This is a genomic window from Aeromonas sp. ASNIH7 (genome assembly GCF_002903485.1).
Classification (GTDB): domain Bacteria; phylum Pseudomonadota; class Gammaproteobacteria; order Enterobacterales; family Aeromonadaceae; genus Aeromonas; species Aeromonas caviae.
The window spans coordinates 12361-31588 of sequence record NZ_CP026226.1; the positions used below are offsets into that span (position 1 = coordinate 12361).

Below are 19228 nucleotides of genomic sequence, written 5' to 3' on the forward strand. Positions count from 1 at the left end.
AGACAACAAGATGATTTCTAAACAGTTTTTCCACACCTTGCAGGCCAGGGTTCGACAGGCCGAGCAGGCCACGGATGCCGAACTGGTCACCGTGCTGGCCCCGGCCAGCGATGGCTATCGCTATATCCCGACCCTGTGGGCCGCCCTGCTGGCCATGCTCACCCCCCTGCTGGTCTTCCAGCTCGGCTTCTGGCTTGGCTGGTACGAGATCCTGCTGGTGCAGTGGTCGGTCTGGTTGCTACTGAGCCTGCTGTTCCACTGGACGCCCATCAAGATGCGGCTCATTCCCAACAAGGTACGCCGTCACCGGGCCGCCCTGATGGCCCGCCTGCAGTTTGTCGAGCAGGGACTTCACCGCACCCGGGACCGGCTCGGTGTGCTCATCTTCGTCTCGGTGGCGGAGCACTATGTGGAGATCCTGGTAGACGACGGGATCGCCCAGCACATCGACAACACCCAGTGGCAGCAGATCATCGACGACTTCGTGGTTCGGGTACGCAACAAGGAGGTCGAGCAGGGGTTTCTGGAGTGCGTGGAGCGCACCAGCGCCATTCTGACCGACGCCTTCCCCGCAACCCGGGATCAGAACGAGCTGCCTGACAGCCTGATCATTCTCGACAAGCCTTGAACGGGATTAAAAAATCGGCATTCTGTTCAAGGGATAGGCACTCGATAAAGATTATGAAAAATAAGGGGAAAAGTGGTTGACCCAGGCAGCCCTTTCCCCTAAATTACGCCCCGTTCCAGCGCAACGGCGCAGCGGACACCGTGTTGGCTGAACACGTTAAACCACAGACAAAAATTTGGTGCGGTATCCGAGAGGCTGCCCACCGACGAAGTCGGCAAGATGCACGCGCAGCGTGCTCCGAAAGCCACTTCAAGCAGTAAAAATTTGGTGAGGTGTCCGAGTGGCTGAAGGAGCACGCCTGGAAAGTGTGTATACGGCAACGTATCGAGGGTTCGAATCCCTCCCTCACCGCCAAATATAACCCGTTGAATTTCAACGGGTTTTTTCATTTCTAGACTTACGTGATTTTTTTCCTGGATCAACTGGGTGGAACAATCATGTATCTGAGTAAAAATGCCTCCGGCACCTACTACACTCGTCTCCCGCTGCCTAAGTCATTACGTGACCGTGGCTTGCCCTTCGCTATCCGTACTTCCCTTTGCACCAAAGATAGGCAGCTCGCCGTAGACCGCAACCTAGCAGTGGCAGCTCGTACTCGTGCACTAATCGCGGCTACCCCTGCCGATACTACACCCCGCAGTTTCTATCGCTGGATCCGCGCCGATCTAGACGCTTTCAAAGCTGCGGGATTTGCTGCATCTCTTACGCCCTCCCAATCCATTGCTTCCCCCATCGAGTCCTCGACTTGCCCCGCCAAGGGGATTGCCCTTACCCAGGCGTTGACACAGTTTCTCGACGCCAAATCGAGTGAGGGGATCCAACATAAATCCGTGGGCCAGCTCCAACTTCGGATCAACGCCTTCGTCACCTGGGCCAAAGGGGTCAAAGCCGATCAGGTGACCCCAACCTTGGCGCAGGAGTACCGCAACATCTTGCTGCGCAAGAGCGACATCAGTTTCAAAACTAAGACCGATTATCTGGCAGCCCTGAAACAGTTCTTCCGTTGGTGCGTGGCACTGGACTATTGCAGTCGTAACCCTTTCGATGGGCTGACGGCAGGTAAAAGACCGAGCAAACGGGCGGATGAAGAGCGAGTGCGCTGGCATCGCCCTCAACTGGCCCAACTGTTTGCCAGCCTGCGCAGCAAACAATCCCAGAAAGGCAGAAAGTTGAAAATTCAGGACTGGTGGGTGCCCCTGCTGTGCCTATACGCAGGGTTGCGGCCTTCCGAGGCCTGCCAGCTCAAAACTCAGAACATCAAACAGGTTGAGGGGATTTGGTGTTTGATGGTCGATGCGGGAGAGGCGGATCAGCAGCTCAAAACCGTCAATGCGTACCGTACCGTGCCACTGCACAGTGCGTTGATCGGACATCAATTCCTGGACTATGTGGAGAGTCGTCGCAGTCAAGGGAAGGTATTTTTGTTCGATGACCAACCATCAGGCAAAGACGACGACTGGGCGCATAACATCACCTGTCGCTTCCAACGCCACCTCAATGAGGCTGGCATCGTAGGTCAGGGCCGTCCCACGCTTTACGGGCTGCGGCATACCTTCATCGATGAGTTACAGCAGGCGGATGTCGCTGAGCATGTTGTAGCCGAACTTGCGGGACACAGTAAAAACGGCCTGACGTTTGGCCGCTATGGCAAACGTGTGAACATTAGGCTGCTGAATGAGAAAATCCAATCCCTTCCTACCGACCTGATACCCCACCACCTGCTGTCAGGGGGAAAATCACCGTAAAGATGACGCATATTTTTTGGGTAACAGGGCTGTCTCCCCCCCATGAAAAAACCAATATGAGAGCATTTCTCGGCGGTTTAATGGGGCGGTATGGCCCTATCTTCATGATTTATAATGATTTTAAGCACATTGGAAAATATTTAAAAAACCTAATAAAAATATGTTGACATTTCTTTTTCTTTGTGGGTTATTTTCATTGACGAGTGGTCCTCAATCGTTGTAGTATGCTGATAAAGCTGCTAACAAGGACATAACAACGACAGTAAACACGAAGGATCGAAACGAAATGAATATGGCGTAGAACACACCGACACGTTTATCTCGTTCAAACAAGGGTTATCACCCCTTCAGATTTAAAAAATACCGCCAATATCACAGCTATCTTCGATACGCTGAACGGGTTGTTATTACCCAAATTCGGGTGAAGTGAATAACACATGGTATTTGCTTGATGCAATGTTGAGTAAAAATCTGACGGGAACATTTGATTATATCGATTAAATGACATCAGCTATCGCTAATGTATACTTGGCATTTGACAAATTAACAGGATTTTGAGGTGAAACTTATCTGTTTATAGCGTCACAGAGTAATTTATATCGCTGTTTTTAGGTGCACTATTACCCTCTCGGTATCGATGCGTGAGCATCACGTTTTGCTATTGCTGTTTTTGTAATTGAAGGAGTATTTATAACTGTAATGAGGGTAATTATGAACAAACAAACCAATAAAAGGACCGTTCAAAAACAAAAAACTAAACACAACACTGTGCGTTCAGTCATTGTTGATGAGCATTCACTGGCGTCAGCCATTCGTCAGCACCTGGAAATCAAAAAATACCAGTATGCGCAGACAACCTATGACATTTCGAAGCGTAAAGCAGAACAGTTGATAAAATGGATTGGTGATAAACCGCTGACGTCATATCGTGCGAGTGACATTGAACTGCTCGTAGTGAAATTTTGCAACAAAAAATATAAAGGAAATACCATTAACCAATATTTGGATATATTGAGACAAGTCTTTGCACGAGCTGTCAGCGATGGTGTTATTCATACCAGTCCAATGGATGGCATTAAAAAATGCAAATTTGAGGTGGGCGAACCTGATCCATTTTATCAATACGAAATTAAGGCATTTCTTGCCCTGAAAAGCACCCATTTGCTGGAGGTGTCACTCATCCAACTCGGTATCTCTACGGGTCTGCGCATCAGTGAGTTAATGGCGGTCAGTTCGGAGGCGGTCAATCTCGACAAGAAGATCTTATTGGTTGACCTTGCGTTGGTTGATGGGCAGTACAAAACGCCCAAAACCAGGGGATCTATTCGCACGATAGAGCTGTCAGAACAGGCTGTTGGATCTCTCAAAACCTTGATGAGGCTAAATAGCTGTTCCGAATAGTAGATCACCGGAGGAAGGGAACTCAGTCCAGTTTGTGCGATCTGATTAGTCGCTAAACAAAACAAGCCACACCCAAAGGACTGAGTTGATGCCTATCCTACCACCTCTGCCACGACCACAACGGCGCCGCATTCACAAAATCATCCATGCCACCCGTGATAAAGGACATGCTCGTCGCTTGATGGCCATCTTGCTGTTACATGAAGGACGCACGATCACCGATGTTCATCACCTTACCGGCGCTGCGCGCTCGACCATCGGTCGTTGGCTTCGGTGGTATCGAGATGAAGGCATAGATGCGCTAGAAGCCTTACCGGCTGGCCGTGCCCCAGTCTTACCTATCGCCAAGATTGTCACCTTACTGGTGCTGCTCATGCAGTTTTCTCCGCAAGATTTTGGTTATCAGCGCAGCCGTTGGTGTACTGAACTATTGGCTATAAAAATCAATCGGTTAACAGGGCTCAATGTGGCAGCCTCCACGCTCCGCCGATGGTTACCTCGTATGGGCATTGTCTGGCGCAGGCCCGTGCCGACCTTGCGGATAAAAGACCCAGCCTATCAGGAAAAAATGGCGAATATCGACGCCGCGCTGGCCCGCTGTGATGCCGATAATCCGGTGTTTTATGAGGATGAAGTCGATATAGACCTCAATCCCAAATTAGGAGCCGACTGGATGTTCAGAGCGCAGCAAAAGCGGGTTGTCACACCGGGGCAGAATGCCAAGCATTATCTGGCAGGCGTTCTCCACGCAGGCAACGGAAGGGTACTTTACGTCAGCGGGATCAAGAAAAACTCATCGCTGTTTATTGCCATGCTGGAAAAGCTGCGCCACCACTACCGACGAGCCAAAACCATCACGTTGATCCTCGATAACTACATCATTCACAAAAGCAAACAGACCGAGCGATGGTTGAAGAAGAATCCCAAGTTCTGCCTGGTGTTCCAGCCAGTTTACAGCCCTTGGGTTAATCACATAGAACGGCTATGGCACAAGTTACATGAAACCATCACGCGCAATCATCAATGCAGAGGGATGGCAAACCTGCTGGCCCGAGTGAAACACTTCATGGATACCGTGTCTCCTTTCCCGGGGAATGGCTATGGCACAGCGAAGGTGTAGCACTATTGGGATCAGTTATTTAGCGGAGCATCGTAAGGCTAAGAAGATTACGGTCACGAGGTCGGACAATCGCACTCAGATGAGTGAACAACGCACCCTGCTGGCTTACTACAGCGCCAAAAGGCGCAGTTATGCCTCGGTTGATGAGTTCCGTGAGCGGTTTTTCAGGCCGTTCTGTCAGGCTGCTGGGGTGCGTTATCGGGGGCCATCTCAATTTCGGCACACCTATGCAAGCCAACTGCTCTCGGCGGGGATCAGCATCGAGTGGATAGCCCGTCAGATGGGGCACACCGGTACAGAAATGGTGGTACGCCATTATGGCAAGTGGTTGATGGAGGACGCCCCTGATTATAGGGGTAGGGCTGACACGGTATTTAATGCCTGTATGGCTGGTCAGCAGGCTCAAGTTACTGTGCCGAGCTGTAATCAAAAAACTGAAGATAAAAACACAGAAAGCGAATTCGATGTCGACGCATTACTGGCAACTCCTGCTGTCATGCAGAGATTGATGAGTGTTTTAATGCAGCGAATTTCTGTGGCGCAGTAAATCACTGTCTACATCACGCATTCAGCATTAATTTAAAACTAAATCGCACCTTTAATAAAGGGATCCACGTCGTGGGTGGGGAAATCCTGCCCACTATCTAAAGAAGGCGTTATTCAAGCGCTCTGGGAGATGACCGAATGGCTACACAGGCAACGGAAAAGGAATATGAAAGACTGGCAAAAAATCATTATGAAATCCTAAAGGAAAAGGGCCTTAATATCACAGCAAAAAACATTGCGGATGAATTGTTGGCTCGCGCTTCAAAATGCAGTTCTGGCTATTGGCGAAAACTGCGCTGTGCACTGGTATATCATCAACAATTGTTGAATTTTCCCGACGCGGCCGAGCGAATTCAGGCCCTGAGTAGGCCAGATATACCGGTTAAGGCAAAACAAAAAAGAGTTAAAAAGGTCGATAATGATGATCTCGTTGCACTGATTCAGTATTTTAAGGCGCGTAATGACAGCGCTATGTTGGCGGCCATATTGTTGTTTATGCGCGCGGGGATAAGACCTGCTGAACTAGCCACCATAACTGCGCAGGGTAATCGGCTCACCGTTATCGGAGCCAAAAAAAGTCATGATGGCAAACGTGGTGCAGATAGGGTCTTACAGTTTGACACGATTTCGCCAGAGAAATTGCAACTCATGGTGACCGAGGCAAAGAAAGCAAAAATTGGCTCATTGCAGGACAAGCTGCGTGCGGCGGGCAAAAACCTCTGGCCGGCGCGAAAATCGCTGCCGACCTTTTACAGCTGGCGCCATCAGATGGGCTCTGAGCTCAAAGCGTCTGGGCTCGACCGGCAGCGCATTGCCTACATCATGGGTCATCAGGCAACGTCTTCTGTGGACAAATACGGCAATCGTAAATCCGCTAATGGTAACGTGTTACCCACTTGCCCAGCGGATGCTGACCTGAGCCATATCAGGACAACGCACGCCGAGCTTTCTGTGGATAACAAAACTCATCGCCAGGTAGCTACACCCACAACAGTGGCTGAGCCTTCGCCGAGCGCAGATTCAACTGCCCCAACAACGCCGAGAGGCATGGCGGCATTCATCAATCGGCATCGCGATGCCGATGACGATTTATCCCGATAAGGGAGCGGCTACAGGGGGACTGCCTTGCTGCTATCACAGCATGGCAAATCCCCCTGGGGCGCAACCGTAAGAACGCCTTCGTCGCAACCGTAAGAACGCAGAGCCAACACAGCGTAAGAACGCGGGGTAAAACATTCTTACGAACGTAAGAATGTGGGTGTGGTGAGAGTAGCGAACCCGGAACCCCCGTAGGTTGCGCAGCGACCGGAGTGGGGTGGAGAACCCATTTTTATGGAGGGTATGAAGCGGTCAATATGGCATGACATGAGCCGGATATAGGTGTCCAGGTGGAGTCTGACGAGGCACGAGGAAGAACTACCTTGACGCCTATATATCGGTGACGGTCATCCATATTGATGGCGCAATACCCGCCATAAAAACTGTTTAGATGATTATTTGTTATTACACAAAACGCAGCCATAACATCGCTTGGTGCTGATCAATCGAGGGTGTTTACATCACAACCAGTATCTAACCAGCAGAATTTATGACAGCCGAAAAGGCACCATATTGTTTAACAACATAGAGGAAATAGATGAAAATTCTAAACGAAATTTTGGCAATCATTTCAGAACACCCGCGCACCGGATCTAGCAGGGTGCTGGCTGCTGCGTTGGCATCGGCATGTAACACTCAATACACAGTGTCATTGCTCGATGTGTCTGTGAGGCTCGATGAAAGTGGCAGGCGGCTGGTTGAGCGTCTGGCTCGGATCACTCAGGAACCTGACTATTCGAACGCTGCACAGGATAAGGCGCTCCAACGCCTGCGGGCGCTCGGGCTCATTTGCTAATCGAGGACAGACGACCAATGCCGCCATTATTGGTGGCATTTTTATACCTGATTATCCATGCCCTTCATATTGATAGCGCAATACCAGACATAAAAACACTGTATCTGCAACAACACGGGGTAGTTAATTATACATATACGCATGATTAGCTTATGCATATATGTAAACGATGAGACATATCAACATAGTACTAAGTCACCACAATAATATAGGTATGTTTATGAATAATGAAAAACATTATAATTTCAGTCCTGCTGCTGGATTAATTTCCAGCCAGCAACGCCCTAATTGGGTGGTGGATAATCTGATTGAAAAAGGCGAACAGTGGATTATGCATATTCCGGTCGAAAATGAACACCTATTCCGGTTTAAAATGAACGCTGATTCCGGCTTGCGTGTACACCGATTCCGGACACCTCAGTGCACGTACTCTGATGTCAGATGAACCGTCCTGTTCCAACGTCTTGGATCCACAACTGCCGCGCTGCGCTTGGCTGCTGGCTTGTTCAGTGAGTCGAAAAGATGCCTCCCCTCAAAGCTCAGCTTCTGCTCGAAGAATCCCTGTCCGCATACTTTCCGGAAATGGTGTTCACAGATTCCGGAATCACTGTTCAACTTCACCGGAATACGCAGATTATTAATGGCTCGCCCAAAACGGGTAAATCGATGCTTGCAACGCAGTTGGGCTTGGCTGTAGCCAGCGGTAGTGTATTTTTAAATTGGGAAATTAAAAGGCCAGCGCTCGTATTGTATATGGATTTTGAGGTCAATGACAGATTGTTTTGGCAGCGGTACTACACCATGTCGGAACAGACCAACTTGGGAGATGCAAAAAACATTAAAACATTCTTGCGGTGCGGCGATTATAAATCGACTGATGTATTAGATCCTATGGCATCACAGGCAATAATAGATATTGTCAACGACATTCAACCGGATTTGATCATCTGGGATGTCCTCGCTCGGATGCATAATGCAGAGGAAAACAACAATGGCGAAATGGGTCAGGTGATGCGAGCCATTCGAAAAATCAGCGGCGCCGCTGCACACATCATCGTTCATCACGCCAGAAAGGCTTCGCCTAATGCAGGTGGGGTTAACGCTGGCGTAATGAGCATGCGGGGAGCTTCTTCGATTCATGGTGAGGCCGATGGTGTCATCTCACTGGGGACGCGAGAGGGTCAGGGCGCTCGCTACAACCTGACGTTCAGTGCGAGGGCGGTTGAAACACCTGACGAAATACTCCTTAATCGTATTGGGCTGACATTAGTCAGTGCCATCGGGGAGGAGCGCGACAAGCTGATGGATGGGCTGCTGGAGGCACTGGAAGGCCTGGAGGCGATTTCTGCCACCACATTGACCGAGAGGTTTTGCCAGTATTTCTCTGTAAAAGAACGGCAGGCAAAAAATTACATAAAAAAATGTGTCGATAATGGTTGGGTGACAAGGGTGGCGACATCTGAACGGACTGAATATGTATTAACAGATGGCATTGCTATCACACATTTAGCAGATTCATCCACATCCGCCAATTAATTGGATGCAATGGTGCAATGAACTACATATATATAAGTATTGCATGTGATATATTGCACCCCCTTAACAATCCCCCGGCTCGATGAGGATAAATCTACTCTTATCCTCATCGGTTGACATCTCGAAAATAAGTAGGTATGAAAGCATCAAGTATTAATTTTAAAAAAATCTAACCCCCCCGTTTGTTTTCAAATAAAAAAGGAATTTTTTCATGAAAACAAAAAATGGTTTTTTTTATGTTACTAGCTGGAATTGAACTTCATGCTGCCTCTTTTTCAGTGCGCGATCCTCCTTATCGCCATTTGTAAAAAGGCGTCTCATCGGAAAGCGGTCTTTACTTTCATAAATTCCACATAGCACTGCGTTCTATGTGAATATACGATCCAGAGTTTAGCTACGCAGGTCAAGACGTGGCGTAGCAAGGGAGGCCGGGCCGGTGGGCACGGCACAATCAGAATTCATCTCAGAGTGTGAGCTATCCACTTTGAACCCGTTAGGAGAGACCCGTCGGCCAAGTTACTGACGCGGGATCAGTCCTGAATGGCTTAGACGTGTCTAAAGAAGTCGGGGTGATTCACCCTGTAGCAAAGGGGCTAGGTGAGGGAAATATCTGTATCCTCTGCTAACCAAACTGCCAGTTTAACACGGCAGTCGCTCACTAATTCATTCACAACTCGGCTGGTGGATTAGGGCATGAGGCTGTAAAACGCAGGGGCATTCAGATTTTCTTATTGCCGTTGAGTACTCAACGGCAGATTAGCCACATCAACCCCTCTGCGCCCTTGTTGGTGATTATCTGTCCGCACGAGTCATGCCAAGCAACCAAGCCGTTTCATTGACAATATTGGTTTTAGTCGTGATATAGCTCATGTTCATGGTGGTAACACCATGGTATGATTGAAAAAACCATGAAATGGTGCCCAAATGACCACTGCGGTTCTGAACCCCGGATAGTGCTGTCAGTCGGGTGCGGTAGCCATCCCTATGCGGAGCAGAACTACAACAAGCCGGACGGGATGGATACGATTCAAATGAGCTACCCCTGGAACTCATCGGGGCAGATCTAACGTAGTTAGACGCAGGTATAGCACGAGTGCAAGAGGAAATCCGGCCGGAGTCATTGCCGCGCCCAGAGCCGTACATACGTAATACGCTGAATGTAAATTTTTCCAAGGCCTCCTGATCAAAAGGAAAAAAGAGAGTTCTGAACGAAGTTTTGGCAATTATAAAAGAACATCAGCTGACGGAATCCACTAGGGGGCTGGCTGCCGCGCTTGCAACGCAAGCTACGCAGTATCACTGTTAGATGTGTCTGTGAGCCTGGATGATTAAGGCAAGAAGCTGGTTGATCGTCTTGCTCTCATTACTCGGTAATCCTGATTACTCGAACGATGCGCAGGATGAGGCTCTCCACACACTTCGGGCGCTCGGGTTGATCCACTGAGTCGAGGAAAATGCTGCTATTATTAGCGGCATTTTACTCAGGTGACTCAGTACAGTAACGATGATGGTATCGATGGCATCATCAAGGAAGACAAGCTCGGGCTTGATTCCATCTACCTGCAAGCCAAACGCTCTCGAGATAACACAGTCGGCAGGCTAGATATCTAAGCTTTTGCCGGAGCACTCGACATGCACCGTGCCCGCAAGGGGGGGTTATTACTACCTCCAGTTTCAGTAAAGATGCCCGTGAATTCGTTTCCATGATTGAAAAGCGTATCGTGCTCATCGATAGCCACGAACTGGCAGCACTTATGATAGAGCACAATGTTGGCGTCTCGACTCGCGAGCTATATACCGTAAAGGCAATAGACTCAGATTATTTTTTGGAAGAGTGATTTTTTATTAATACCTGAATTCAAGACAGCAGGTGCTTTACATATTTGAGCGATATTTAGGCGGCATAAAAGATGAACAGCGTACAAATAGAAGAAAATGTTAAGAATTTGGTAAAAAAAGTATCAAGCCAAGAAATCTCGAAAGATGATTTTGTCTACGAGCTATTGTTGGCTTACGGGCATCGTAAGTCAGTAGTCAGCCGTGTTAAGTCGGGTGAGCGTAACCTAGCTAAGACCGCTGGTGAGGTGATTTTAAAGCGTCATCTATACTTCAAACCATGCACTTCAAACTTGTTTGCTGAAATTGATGCGCTCAAAAACGGCAAAACGGTTGCTACCAATAAGATTCGTTTTGTTGTTGTTACTGATTTCTCTCAGCTCATTGCTATTGATACCAAGACTCAAGACACGCTTGATATCGAGCTTGGTCAACTAGCGAAGCACTTCGACTTTTTCCTACCTTGGGCGGGTATGGAGAAAATGGTCTATCGTGGTGAAAATCCAGCGGATGTTAAAGCAGCTGAGAAAATGGCAGATTTCTTTGACCATATCAAAGCCACTAACTACCCAGGAAATGCTACCAAAGAGCAACTGCATGAAATGGTGGTATTCCTCAACCGCTTGCTTTTCTGCTTCTTTGCTGAAGATACAAAAATTTTTTCTGAGAACCAATTCACGGATCTATTGAATCAACACACTCAGGAAGATGGTTCCGATTTGGTTGGTGTGTTTGAGCGCCTTTTCGATGTGTTAAATACACCAGCTCATCAACGTAACGATTTACCTAAATACCTTAATGACTTCCAATACGTAAATGGTGGTTTGTTTAAGAAACAGATCAAAGTGCCTACGTTTGATGCTAAAGCTCGTCGAATGCTACTGGATTCAGGCTCTTTAGATTGGTCTGATATCAACCCTGATATCTTCGGTTCGATGATTCAAGGAGTTGCCGACCCAGAAACCCGAAGCAAAATGGGGATGCACTACACATCGGTATCAAACATCATGAAAGTGATTGAGCCGTTGTTCTTGAATGATCTCTATGAAGAGTTTGATAAGTGTAATGACAACATCAACAAACTAAAGAAACTTCAGGTGCGTCTAAGTCGTATTAAGTTCTTTGACCCAGCGTGTGGTTCTGGCAACTTTTTGATCATCACATATAAAGAAATTCGAGAGCTAGAGATTGAGATCCTAAAGCGTATTCGTGAACTTGAGGGGGAGTCGGACTCAGGACTGATGGGGTTATTTGACGAGTCTCATTCAGCAATCCGCCTAGATCAGTTCTACGGTATCGAGCTTGATGATTTTGCTCATGAGATGGCAATTCTTTCTCTTTGGTTGGTGGAACACCAAATGAACATGGTGTTTGAAACAGAGTTTGGTTATACGGCCCCCGCTCTTCCATTGAAGCAAAGTGGGCGGATTGTTGCTGGTAATGCGACTCGTTTAGACTGGGAGTTGGTTTGTTCAACTTGTGACTTGGAAGAAGTTTATATCTTCGGTAATCCTCCATATCTAGGTTTTTCTCAACAAACACAAGAACAAAAAAGTGATATTAAGCACGTTTGGGGTAAGCCAAATAAAGTAGATTATCTAACTTGTTGGTTATTTAAAGCAGCAAGGTTTGTTGAATCTAATAATGCTTCAATAGCATTTGTTTCCACTAATTCGATATGCCAAGGTGAACAGGTTGCTTTAATATGGCCTGGTATTTTTGAAATGAATGTTGAAATACCTTTTTGTGTTACATCATTTCAATGGAAGAATAATGCAAGAGACAAAGCTGGAGTTTATTGCATAGTTATTGCTCTAAGTAATAAGTCAAAGAAAATGAAGTATATTTATTCTGGCTCTTCAGTTAAATCTGTTAAATATATTAACGGGTACTTGAGTGAGGGTGAAATATCCACAATATTAAAAAGAAAGAAACCATTATCTAGTCTTCCTACAATGACGTTGGGTGAAATGGCCAAAGATGGTGGGCATCTGTTTATTTCTGCCGATGAACGAGAGTTTTTGATAAAAAACTATCCTGAGTCATCTAAGTATATCAAAAGCGTGGCTGGGGCTGAAGAGTTTATCCGAGGCAAGAAACGTTGGTGTCTTTGGGTCGATGAGGCGTCATATCATCAAGCGCAAGCTATTCCATTTATAAATGACAGATTTCAGGGCGTAAAAGAAGCAAGGTTAGCGAGTGAAAAAAAAGCAACTCAAGAATATGCAACCAAACCTTATCGCTTTGTTGAAATTAGGAATAAAGATACTTATAAAATCTTAGTTCCCACTGTATCCTCATCTCGTCGTGAATATGTCCCAATTGGATACTTTGATGAGTTGGCAATAGTGAATGCACCTAATAACGTATTATATGAACCAGAACCATTTGTCTTTGGTGTTATTCATTCAAAGATGCATATGGCTTGGTTGAAAGCTGTTGGTGGTAAATTAAAAACAGATTATCGGTATTCTGTAGCATTGGTTTACAACACGTTTCCATTCCCTGATATTTCGCTTGAAAAAAAATGCGAAATAGAAAATATAACATATAGAATTCTTGAGTGTAGAGAGAGTTATCCTGAAAAATCTATTGCTGAATTATATGATCCCGAATTAATGCCAGAGGATCTGAGGAATCTCCATAATGAATTAGACCAGTATGTAGAACGATGCTACGAGAATAATGTTTATCAAAATGATGATGAACGTTTGAGCGTATTGTTCAAACTATATGAAAGAATGATTGAGGTTGAGAATGCCTGATTTAGTCCATGTAACTTATGCTCAAACAGGTGAAAGCACCAACACCAATGAGATGGGGATGCGAGCCATGCAGGCTCGCGCTTTTGAGCAACGAGCAAGCCAGTATCTATTAATTAAAGCGCCACCTGCTTCTGGTAAATCTCGTGCTTTGATGTTTATTGGCTTAGATAAGCTTCACAACCAAGCTATCGATAAGGTTATTGTTGCCGTACCTGAACGTTCTATCGGTGGCTCGTTTGGGTACACTGAGCTAACTAAATTCGGTTTCTTTGCGGACTGGAACATCAATCCGCATTACAACCTTTGTACATCTGCCAGCAATCAAAGCAAAGTTAAAATCTTTAAAGAGTTTTTAGGTAGTGATGAGCGCATTTTAATTTGTACTCACGCTACCTTGCGCTTTGCTTACCAAGAGCTGGAAGACTCGGCTTTTGACAACATCCTACTGGCAATCGATGAGTTCCATCATGTTTCTGCTGATGGTGAAAACGTGTTGGGTGATGTGCTGCGTGCGCTTATCGAGAACAGCACTGCACACATCGTTGCGATGACAGGTTCATACTTCCGTGGGGACAGTGTATCTATCCTTACCCCAGAAGATGAGATGAAGTTTGATAAGGTTTCTTTTAACTATTACGAGCAGCTAAACGGCTATCAGTACCTCAAATCTTTGGGTATCGGCTACCACTTCTATAAGGGGCATTACCTTACCGCAATAGAAGAGGTGTTGGATACCGATAAGAAAACGATTGTTCATATCCCCAATGTAAACTCTGCTGAATCAGGCAAAGACGACAAGTATGAACAAGTTGCAGCGATCTTAGATATTATTGGTGAGCACGAATTCACTGATCCTGAGACTGGCGTCATTCATATCAAGCGTAAAGAAGATGGCAAAATCATCAAAGTTGCTGACCTCGTATGGGATGAAAAAGACAGAGAGAAAACCCAAGCATTTTTACGTGATATCAAGCATGAAGATGACATCGATATCATTATTGCGCTAGGCATGGCGAAAGAGGGCTTTGACTGGAGTTTTTGTGAGCATGCTTTGACGATTGGGTACCGCAACTCTTTGACTGAAATCGTACAGATTATTGGTCGTTGTACTCGTGATAGCCACAATAAGACGCACGCTCAATTCACTAACTTGATTGCGGAACCCGATGCTTCAAGTGATCAGGTAAACTATGCTGTGAACAACATGCTCAAGGCAATCACTTGCTCTCTTTTGATGGAGCAAGTGTTGGCACCAAACTTTAAGTTTAAAGCAAAAGATCCAGCCGATAAGGACCCAACACCGCCTGGAGTGATCAGAATTGGTGGTTTAAAAGAGCCAAGTACCAAGCGTACTAAGCAGATATTAGAAACAGACCTTGATGATCTAAAAGCTTCTATTCTGCAAGATGACAACATCATAAAAGCCTCAGCAGCAGGTCATGATCCTGAAGTTATCAATAAGGTGTTGATCCCTAAACTTATCGAGAAGAAGTATCCAGATCTCTCTAAAGATGAGATTGAGGAGATTCGTCAACGAGTGGTTGTGGACTCAGCGATCTCAACTTCTGAGATTAAAGAGGAGGGGGGCAAGAAGTTTGTTCGGATGGCGGATAGGTTCATCAATATCGATGAGTTACATATTGACCTTATCGATCAAGTAAACCCATTTCAGAAAGCATTTGAGATCCTGTCAAAAGCAGTTAATACCGACACGCTCAAGTTGATCCAAGACTCCATAGAATCCACCCGTATGCAGATGTCTAAAGAAGAGGCAATTGCATTGTGGCCGAAGGTTCAAGAATTCATGAAAGAGTACAATCGACACCCAGACCTTAACTCTCGACATGGTCGCGAGCGTGAGTTGGCTCAGTGTGTTATCTATCTGCGCCGTCTTGCTCAAGAGCAGGCAGCACAAGCTTAAAAAGAGGTGATGTAGATGGAAGATTGGTTAAAAGAGATTCTCGCGTCGGATACGCATGGCTTATTAAAAACTAAACCGAAGTCATCTGCACCAACCGCCGACGAACACTTAATTTCTAAGTTTAAGCAGATTAATGAGTTTTTTGATAAGAATGGCAGAGAGCCGCAACCTAATCGTGGTAATCCAATAGAGTTGATGCGTAGCAAAAGCCTTGAGGCTATCCGTAGTAATGAGCAGCTGCATATTCCGGCCGATCATGAACACCGATTCCGGTTCAACGTGAACACCATTTCCGGACCAATGTGAACGCTCATTCCGGCTCAACCTGAACACTTTGCCCCTCCTTTCCGGAAACAGTGTTCAACATCCCGGAATCACTGTTCACATTCACCAGAATCATCCTTAACGCATTGATTTAAAAACCTTTGATACGCTCTCCCTTTTGCCAGGGAAGAGCCTATGTCTGCCAAGAGGATTGCAATGCGTAAAATTCGTGAAGTGCTGCGACTGCGGCTGGAAGCTGACCTCTCTGTTCGCCAAATCAGTATCTGTACCAAGGTCAGTGTCGGCTCCATCCAGAAACTCCTCAAAAGTGCCCAGGCGCTGGGCCTTACCTGGCCCTTACCTACCGAGCTTGATGATGGCCGACTGGCTGCCCTGTTCTATCCGCAGGCCGATACCACCATCTCGGCCCGCCATGTTGTGCCGGATTGGCCCTCTGTCCATCAGGAGCTCAAGCGCAAGGGGGTCTCCAAACAGCTGCTCTGGGAGGAGTACACCCAGCGCTATCCCAATAGCTGTTACAGCTACTCCCAGTTCTGTGACCGTTACAAGTCCTGGTGTCAGTTGCAAAAGCGCTCCATGCGCCAGATCCACAAGGCGGGGGAAAAGCTCTTTATCGACTACTGCGGGCCCACGGTGCCCATCGTGTCGCCGACTACGGGTGAGGTCCGTCAGGCACAAGTCTTTGTCGCCGTGCTCGGTGCGTCCAACTACACCTTTGCCGAGGCCACCTGGTCACAGTCACTGCCGGACTGGCTGCAAAGCCATGTCCGTGCCTTTGAGTTTTTCGGCGGGACACCGGCACTGCTGATCCCCGACAACCTCAAGAGCGGTGTCAGCAAGGCTTGCCGATACGATCCCGAGCTCAACCCCAGCTACCAGCAGTTGGCCGAGCACTATCAGGTGGCGGTGATGCCAGCTCGTCCTTACAAGCCCAAGGACAAGGCCAAGGCGGAGGTGGGTGTGCAGATCGTCGAGCGCTGGATCCTGGCCCGTCTACGCCATCAGACCTTCTTCTCGCTTGCCGAACTCAACCAGTGCATCCGTGCCTTGCTGAACGAACTCAACGAGCGTCCGTTCAAGCAACTGCCCGGTAACCGACGTGACGCATTTGAGCAGTTGGACCGCCCGGCACTGGGACCACTGCCGGTGCATCCCTATCGCTATGTCGCCATCAAAACGGTCAAGGTCAACATCGACTATCACGTCAGCTATGAGCAGCACCATTACTCGGTGCCACACCAGTATGTGGGTCAGCAACTGGAGCTCCATGCAGGCGACACACTGCTTCAGGTCTATCACCAGCAACAGCTGGTCGCGAGCCATCCACGTAAAACCATCCCGGGGATGAGCACGCTCCCTGAGCACATGCCGGAACGTCACAGCAAGCAGCAACGCTGGACCCCAGGGCGTCTTAAACAGTGGGCTGCTGACATCGGACCGAGCACCTTGTGCTGGGTTAGCGAACGGTTGGAAGAGAAAGCCCATGCCGAGCAGGCATACCGACTCTGCCTGGGGCTGCTGAGTCTTAGCCGGGAGTATCCGCCATCACGGGTTGAAGCCTGTTGCCAGTTGGCCAACCGGGAAGGTCTGGTGCGACTCAAACAGCTCAAGTCGGTGCTGACCAGTGGCCGCGACCAACTGCCCGCAAGCCCGCTGAGCTACCCAGAGTTACCGCAAGAGCACGAGAACATCCGTGGCCCCCAGAGCTTCCACTAAAGAGGATACGCCCCATGACCCAACAAACCCTGACCCGCCTGAGAAACCTGAAACTGACCGGCATGGCGGATGCCGTGCAACAACAACTGGAACATGCGAGTACCTACGAAGGGCTGCCCTTCATCGAGCGGCTAAGCCTGCTGGTCGAACACGAACAACTGAGCCGGGAGCAGCGTAAGCAAACTCGGCTGGTCAAGCAGGCAAGGCTCAAACTCCAGGCCACGGTGCAGGAGCTGGACTACCAGTCAGCACGCAACCTGGAGCGGTCACAGGTAGCAAACCTGGCCCAAGGAGAGTGGCTGCGCCGGGGCCAGAACCTGCTCATTACCGGCCCCTGTGGCTGTGGAAAAACCTACCTGGCTTGTGCGCTGGGCTACCAAGCCTGTCAGCAAGGGCATAGCACTCGTTACTACCGGCTGCCACGTCTGCTGCTTGAGCTGAGCCAGGCCAAGGTAGATGGCAGTTACGCCAGACTGTTGGGTCAACTGGCAAGGATAGAGCTGCTGATCCTGGATGACTGGGGACTGGAAGCGGTGAGTGCCGAACAGCGCAACGCACTGCTGGAGATCATGGATGATCGGTATGGGAAATACTCGACGATAGTGGTCAGTCAGCTGCCAACTGAAGAGTGGTACGCGAGCTTGGGTGACAACACCCTGGCAGATGCGATCCTGGACCGGCTGATGCACAACGCTCACCGGCTGTCACTGAAGGGAGAATCGATGAGGAAGAGGAGAAGTGAGTTGACCCAATCTGAACAGTCGAGTTAGAAACGAGATGACGTGAGCGCGTTAAGGATCAGGGTGTTCACGTTGGCCGGAATGGCTGTTCAACTTCGCCGGAATACGCAGCAGCATTGTCGAGCGCTAGAGCAATTCGATATTCATGGGCTTTTACCTCGATTCGAAGAACCTAAACCAGGCTCAATTGAAGTGATACTTGCTGATGGCTCGCTAGGGATATTGGATCGTCCTGATGACAGCATCTTTAATCTAAAGCACGTTAAAAAGACTTTAGAAACGTCCCATCATGTTGCTAAGCGTAAGAAATGCACCAACTTTGATGAATATGATCCTCTGTTTCAACAGTGTCATGCTGATCTAAAATCAGGCATAAAAGAGACGGTTCAATTCACTGGTGAGCAACAAATTCAAAAGGGAATGTTCTTCATTCTTCACGGCATCATTTGCTATATTTCCGACATGGAAGAGAGGCAAAAGAGGAATGGTAAAGTGAACGCGAGGCTGCATCTGATTTTTGAGAATGGCATGGAATCAGATATGTTGCTGCGTTCATTAGCTACTGAACTATACAAGGATGAAACGGGTCGTCGAATCCTCGATAAGAGTGATAAAGCGTTAGATGAATTGCTAAACATAACTCGTGACGATCAAAAGTCTGGTTATATTTACATCTTAAAATCTTTAAGCAGTGCTCCAGAGATCAGCAGTGTGAATAACTTATATAAGATTGGTTATTCAACCACTCCTGTAAAGACGCGCATTGCCAATGCTGAGAATGAACCGACATACCTAATGGCTCCTGTTCAACTAGTATCCGAGTTTGAATGCTACAACATGAAAGCACACAAGTTTGAGGGATTGCTGCATACTTTCTTTGGTCATTCTTGTTTGGATGTAAAGGTCGCTGATCACAAAGGAATCGCACATACACCGCGAGAATGGTTTATTGCTCCACTTTCTTGTATCAAACAAGCTATTCAGATGCTTATTACTGGTGACATTGTTAACTACCGATATGATGCAGTAATGCAGGAAATATTAGAAAAGTAGAAAAAAATAAAGTGAAATGTGTAATTGGTTGGGGTTTGGCCT

16 protein-coding genes and 1 tRNA gene are annotated in these 19228 nt (G+C 47.6%); all 17 read left to right on the forward strand.

Annotated features, from left to right (window positions below; translation table 11 throughout):
- Nucleotides 1–10 precede the first annotated feature (10 nt).
- The 17 genes from C2U47_RS00075 (at nucleotide 11) to C2U47_RS00160 (ending at nucleotide 19186) form a co-directional block, all read left to right on the forward strand.
- Nucleotides 11–628, forward strand: coding sequence for a TPM domain-containing protein (locus tag C2U47_RS00075; RefSeq protein WP_010675024.1), 618 nt, complete (start codon nucleotides 11–13; stop codon nucleotides 626–628).
- Between the two features lie 266 nt (nucleotides 629–894).
- Nucleotides 895–982 (forward strand) — tRNA-Ser (locus C2U47_RS00080).
- Nucleotides 983–1065: 83 nt separating this feature from the next.
- A complete protein-coding gene (locus tag C2U47_RS00085; protein WP_223920732.1) occupies nucleotides 1066–2373 on the forward strand; it encodes a tyrosine-type recombinase/integrase in 1308 nt (435 codons plus the stop codon).
- A 711-nt stretch (nucleotides 2374–3084) separates the two neighbouring features.
- Nucleotides 3085–3774: a tyrosine-type recombinase/integrase gene (locus C2U47_RS00090; protein WP_233735845.1), complete on the forward strand. Its 690-nt coding sequence runs from the start codon at nucleotides 3085–3087 to the stop codon at nucleotides 3772–3774.
- An 88-nt stretch (nucleotides 3775–3862) separates the two neighbouring features.
- On the forward strand, nucleotides 3863–4894 hold the full coding sequence (locus tag C2U47_RS00095) for an IS630-like element ISAhy2 family transposase (protein ID WP_001809438.1): 1032 nt from the start codon (nucleotides 3863–3865) through the stop codon (nucleotides 4892–4894).
- A 79-nt stretch (nucleotides 4895–4973) separates the two neighbouring features.
- On the forward strand, nucleotides 4974–5441 hold the full coding sequence (locus tag C2U47_RS00100; RefSeq protein WP_233735846.1) for a tyrosine-type recombinase/integrase: 468 nt from the start codon (nucleotides 4974–4976) through the stop codon (nucleotides 5439–5441).
- A 137-nt stretch (nucleotides 5442–5578) separates the two neighbouring features.
- On the forward strand, nucleotides 5579–6541 hold the full coding sequence (locus C2U47_RS00105) for a site-specific integrase (protein ID WP_103261330.1): 963 nt from the start codon (nucleotides 5579–5581) through the stop codon (nucleotides 6539–6541).
- A 1013-nt stretch (nucleotides 6542–7554) separates the two neighbouring features.
- Nucleotides 7555–7779 carry a hypothetical protein gene (locus C2U47_RS00115; RefSeq protein ID WP_199766831.1) on the forward strand — a complete coding sequence of 75 codons (225 nt, stop codon included), beginning with the start codon at nucleotides 7555–7557 and terminating at the stop codon, nucleotides 7777–7779.
- 77 nt (nucleotides 7780–7856) lie between these two features.
- The gene (locus tag C2U47_RS00120) at nucleotides 7857–8870 is read left to right on the forward strand and encodes an AAA family ATPase (RefSeq protein ID WP_233735847.1); all 1014 of its coding nucleotides are present in this window, start codon (nucleotides 7857–7859) and stop codon (nucleotides 8868–8870) included.
- A gap of 1485 nt (nucleotides 8871–10355) precedes the next feature.
- A complete protein-coding gene (locus tag C2U47_RS23465; RefSeq protein ID WP_253264902.1) occupies nucleotides 10356–10481 on the forward strand; it encodes a restriction endonuclease in 126 nt (41 codons plus the stop codon).
- A 47-nt stretch (nucleotides 10482–10528) separates the two neighbouring features.
- Nucleotides 10529–10708: a restriction endonuclease gene (locus C2U47_RS23470; protein ID WP_253264913.1), complete on the forward strand. Its 180-nt coding sequence runs from the start codon at nucleotides 10529–10531 to the stop codon at nucleotides 10706–10708.
- Nucleotides 10709–10780: 72 nt separating this feature from the next.
- Nucleotides 10781–13471 (forward strand): DNA methyltransferase, encoded by a 2691-nt coding sequence (locus C2U47_RS00135; protein WP_103261332.1) that lies wholly within the window; start codon nucleotides 10781–10783, stop codon nucleotides 13469–13471.
- On the forward strand, nucleotides 13464–15392 hold the full coding sequence (locus tag C2U47_RS00140; protein ID WP_103261333.1) for a DEAD/DEAH box helicase: 1929 nt from the start codon (nucleotides 13464–13466) through the stop codon (nucleotides 15390–15392). The genes C2U47_RS00135 and C2U47_RS00140 overlap by 8 nt, the downstream gene beginning before the upstream one ends.
- 15 nt (nucleotides 15393–15407) lie before the next feature.
- Nucleotides 15408–15698: a hypothetical protein gene (locus C2U47_RS00145; RefSeq protein WP_199766832.1), complete on the forward strand. Its 291-nt coding sequence runs from the start codon at nucleotides 15408–15410 to the stop codon at nucleotides 15696–15698.
- Between the two features lie 153 nt (nucleotides 15699–15851).
- Entirely contained in the window at nucleotides 15852–17393 is a 1542-nt protein-coding gene (gene istA, locus C2U47_RS00150; RefSeq protein WP_001274811.1) for an IS21-like element ISAs29 family transposase, read from the forward strand.
- A 14-nt stretch (nucleotides 17394–17407) separates the two neighbouring features.
- Nucleotides 17408–18163, forward strand: coding sequence for an IS21-like element ISAs29 family helper ATPase IstB (gene istB, locus C2U47_RS00155; protein ID WP_000194038.1), 756 nt, complete (start codon nucleotides 17408–17410; stop codon nucleotides 18161–18163).
- A 33-nt stretch (nucleotides 18164–18196) separates the two neighbouring features.
- Nucleotides 18197–19186 carry a GIY-YIG nuclease family protein gene (locus tag C2U47_RS00160; RefSeq protein WP_199766833.1) on the forward strand — a complete coding sequence of 330 codons (990 nt, stop codon included), beginning with the start codon at nucleotides 18197–18199 and terminating at the stop codon, nucleotides 19184–19186.
- The last annotated feature ends 42 nt before the right edge of the window (nucleotides 19187–19228 follow it).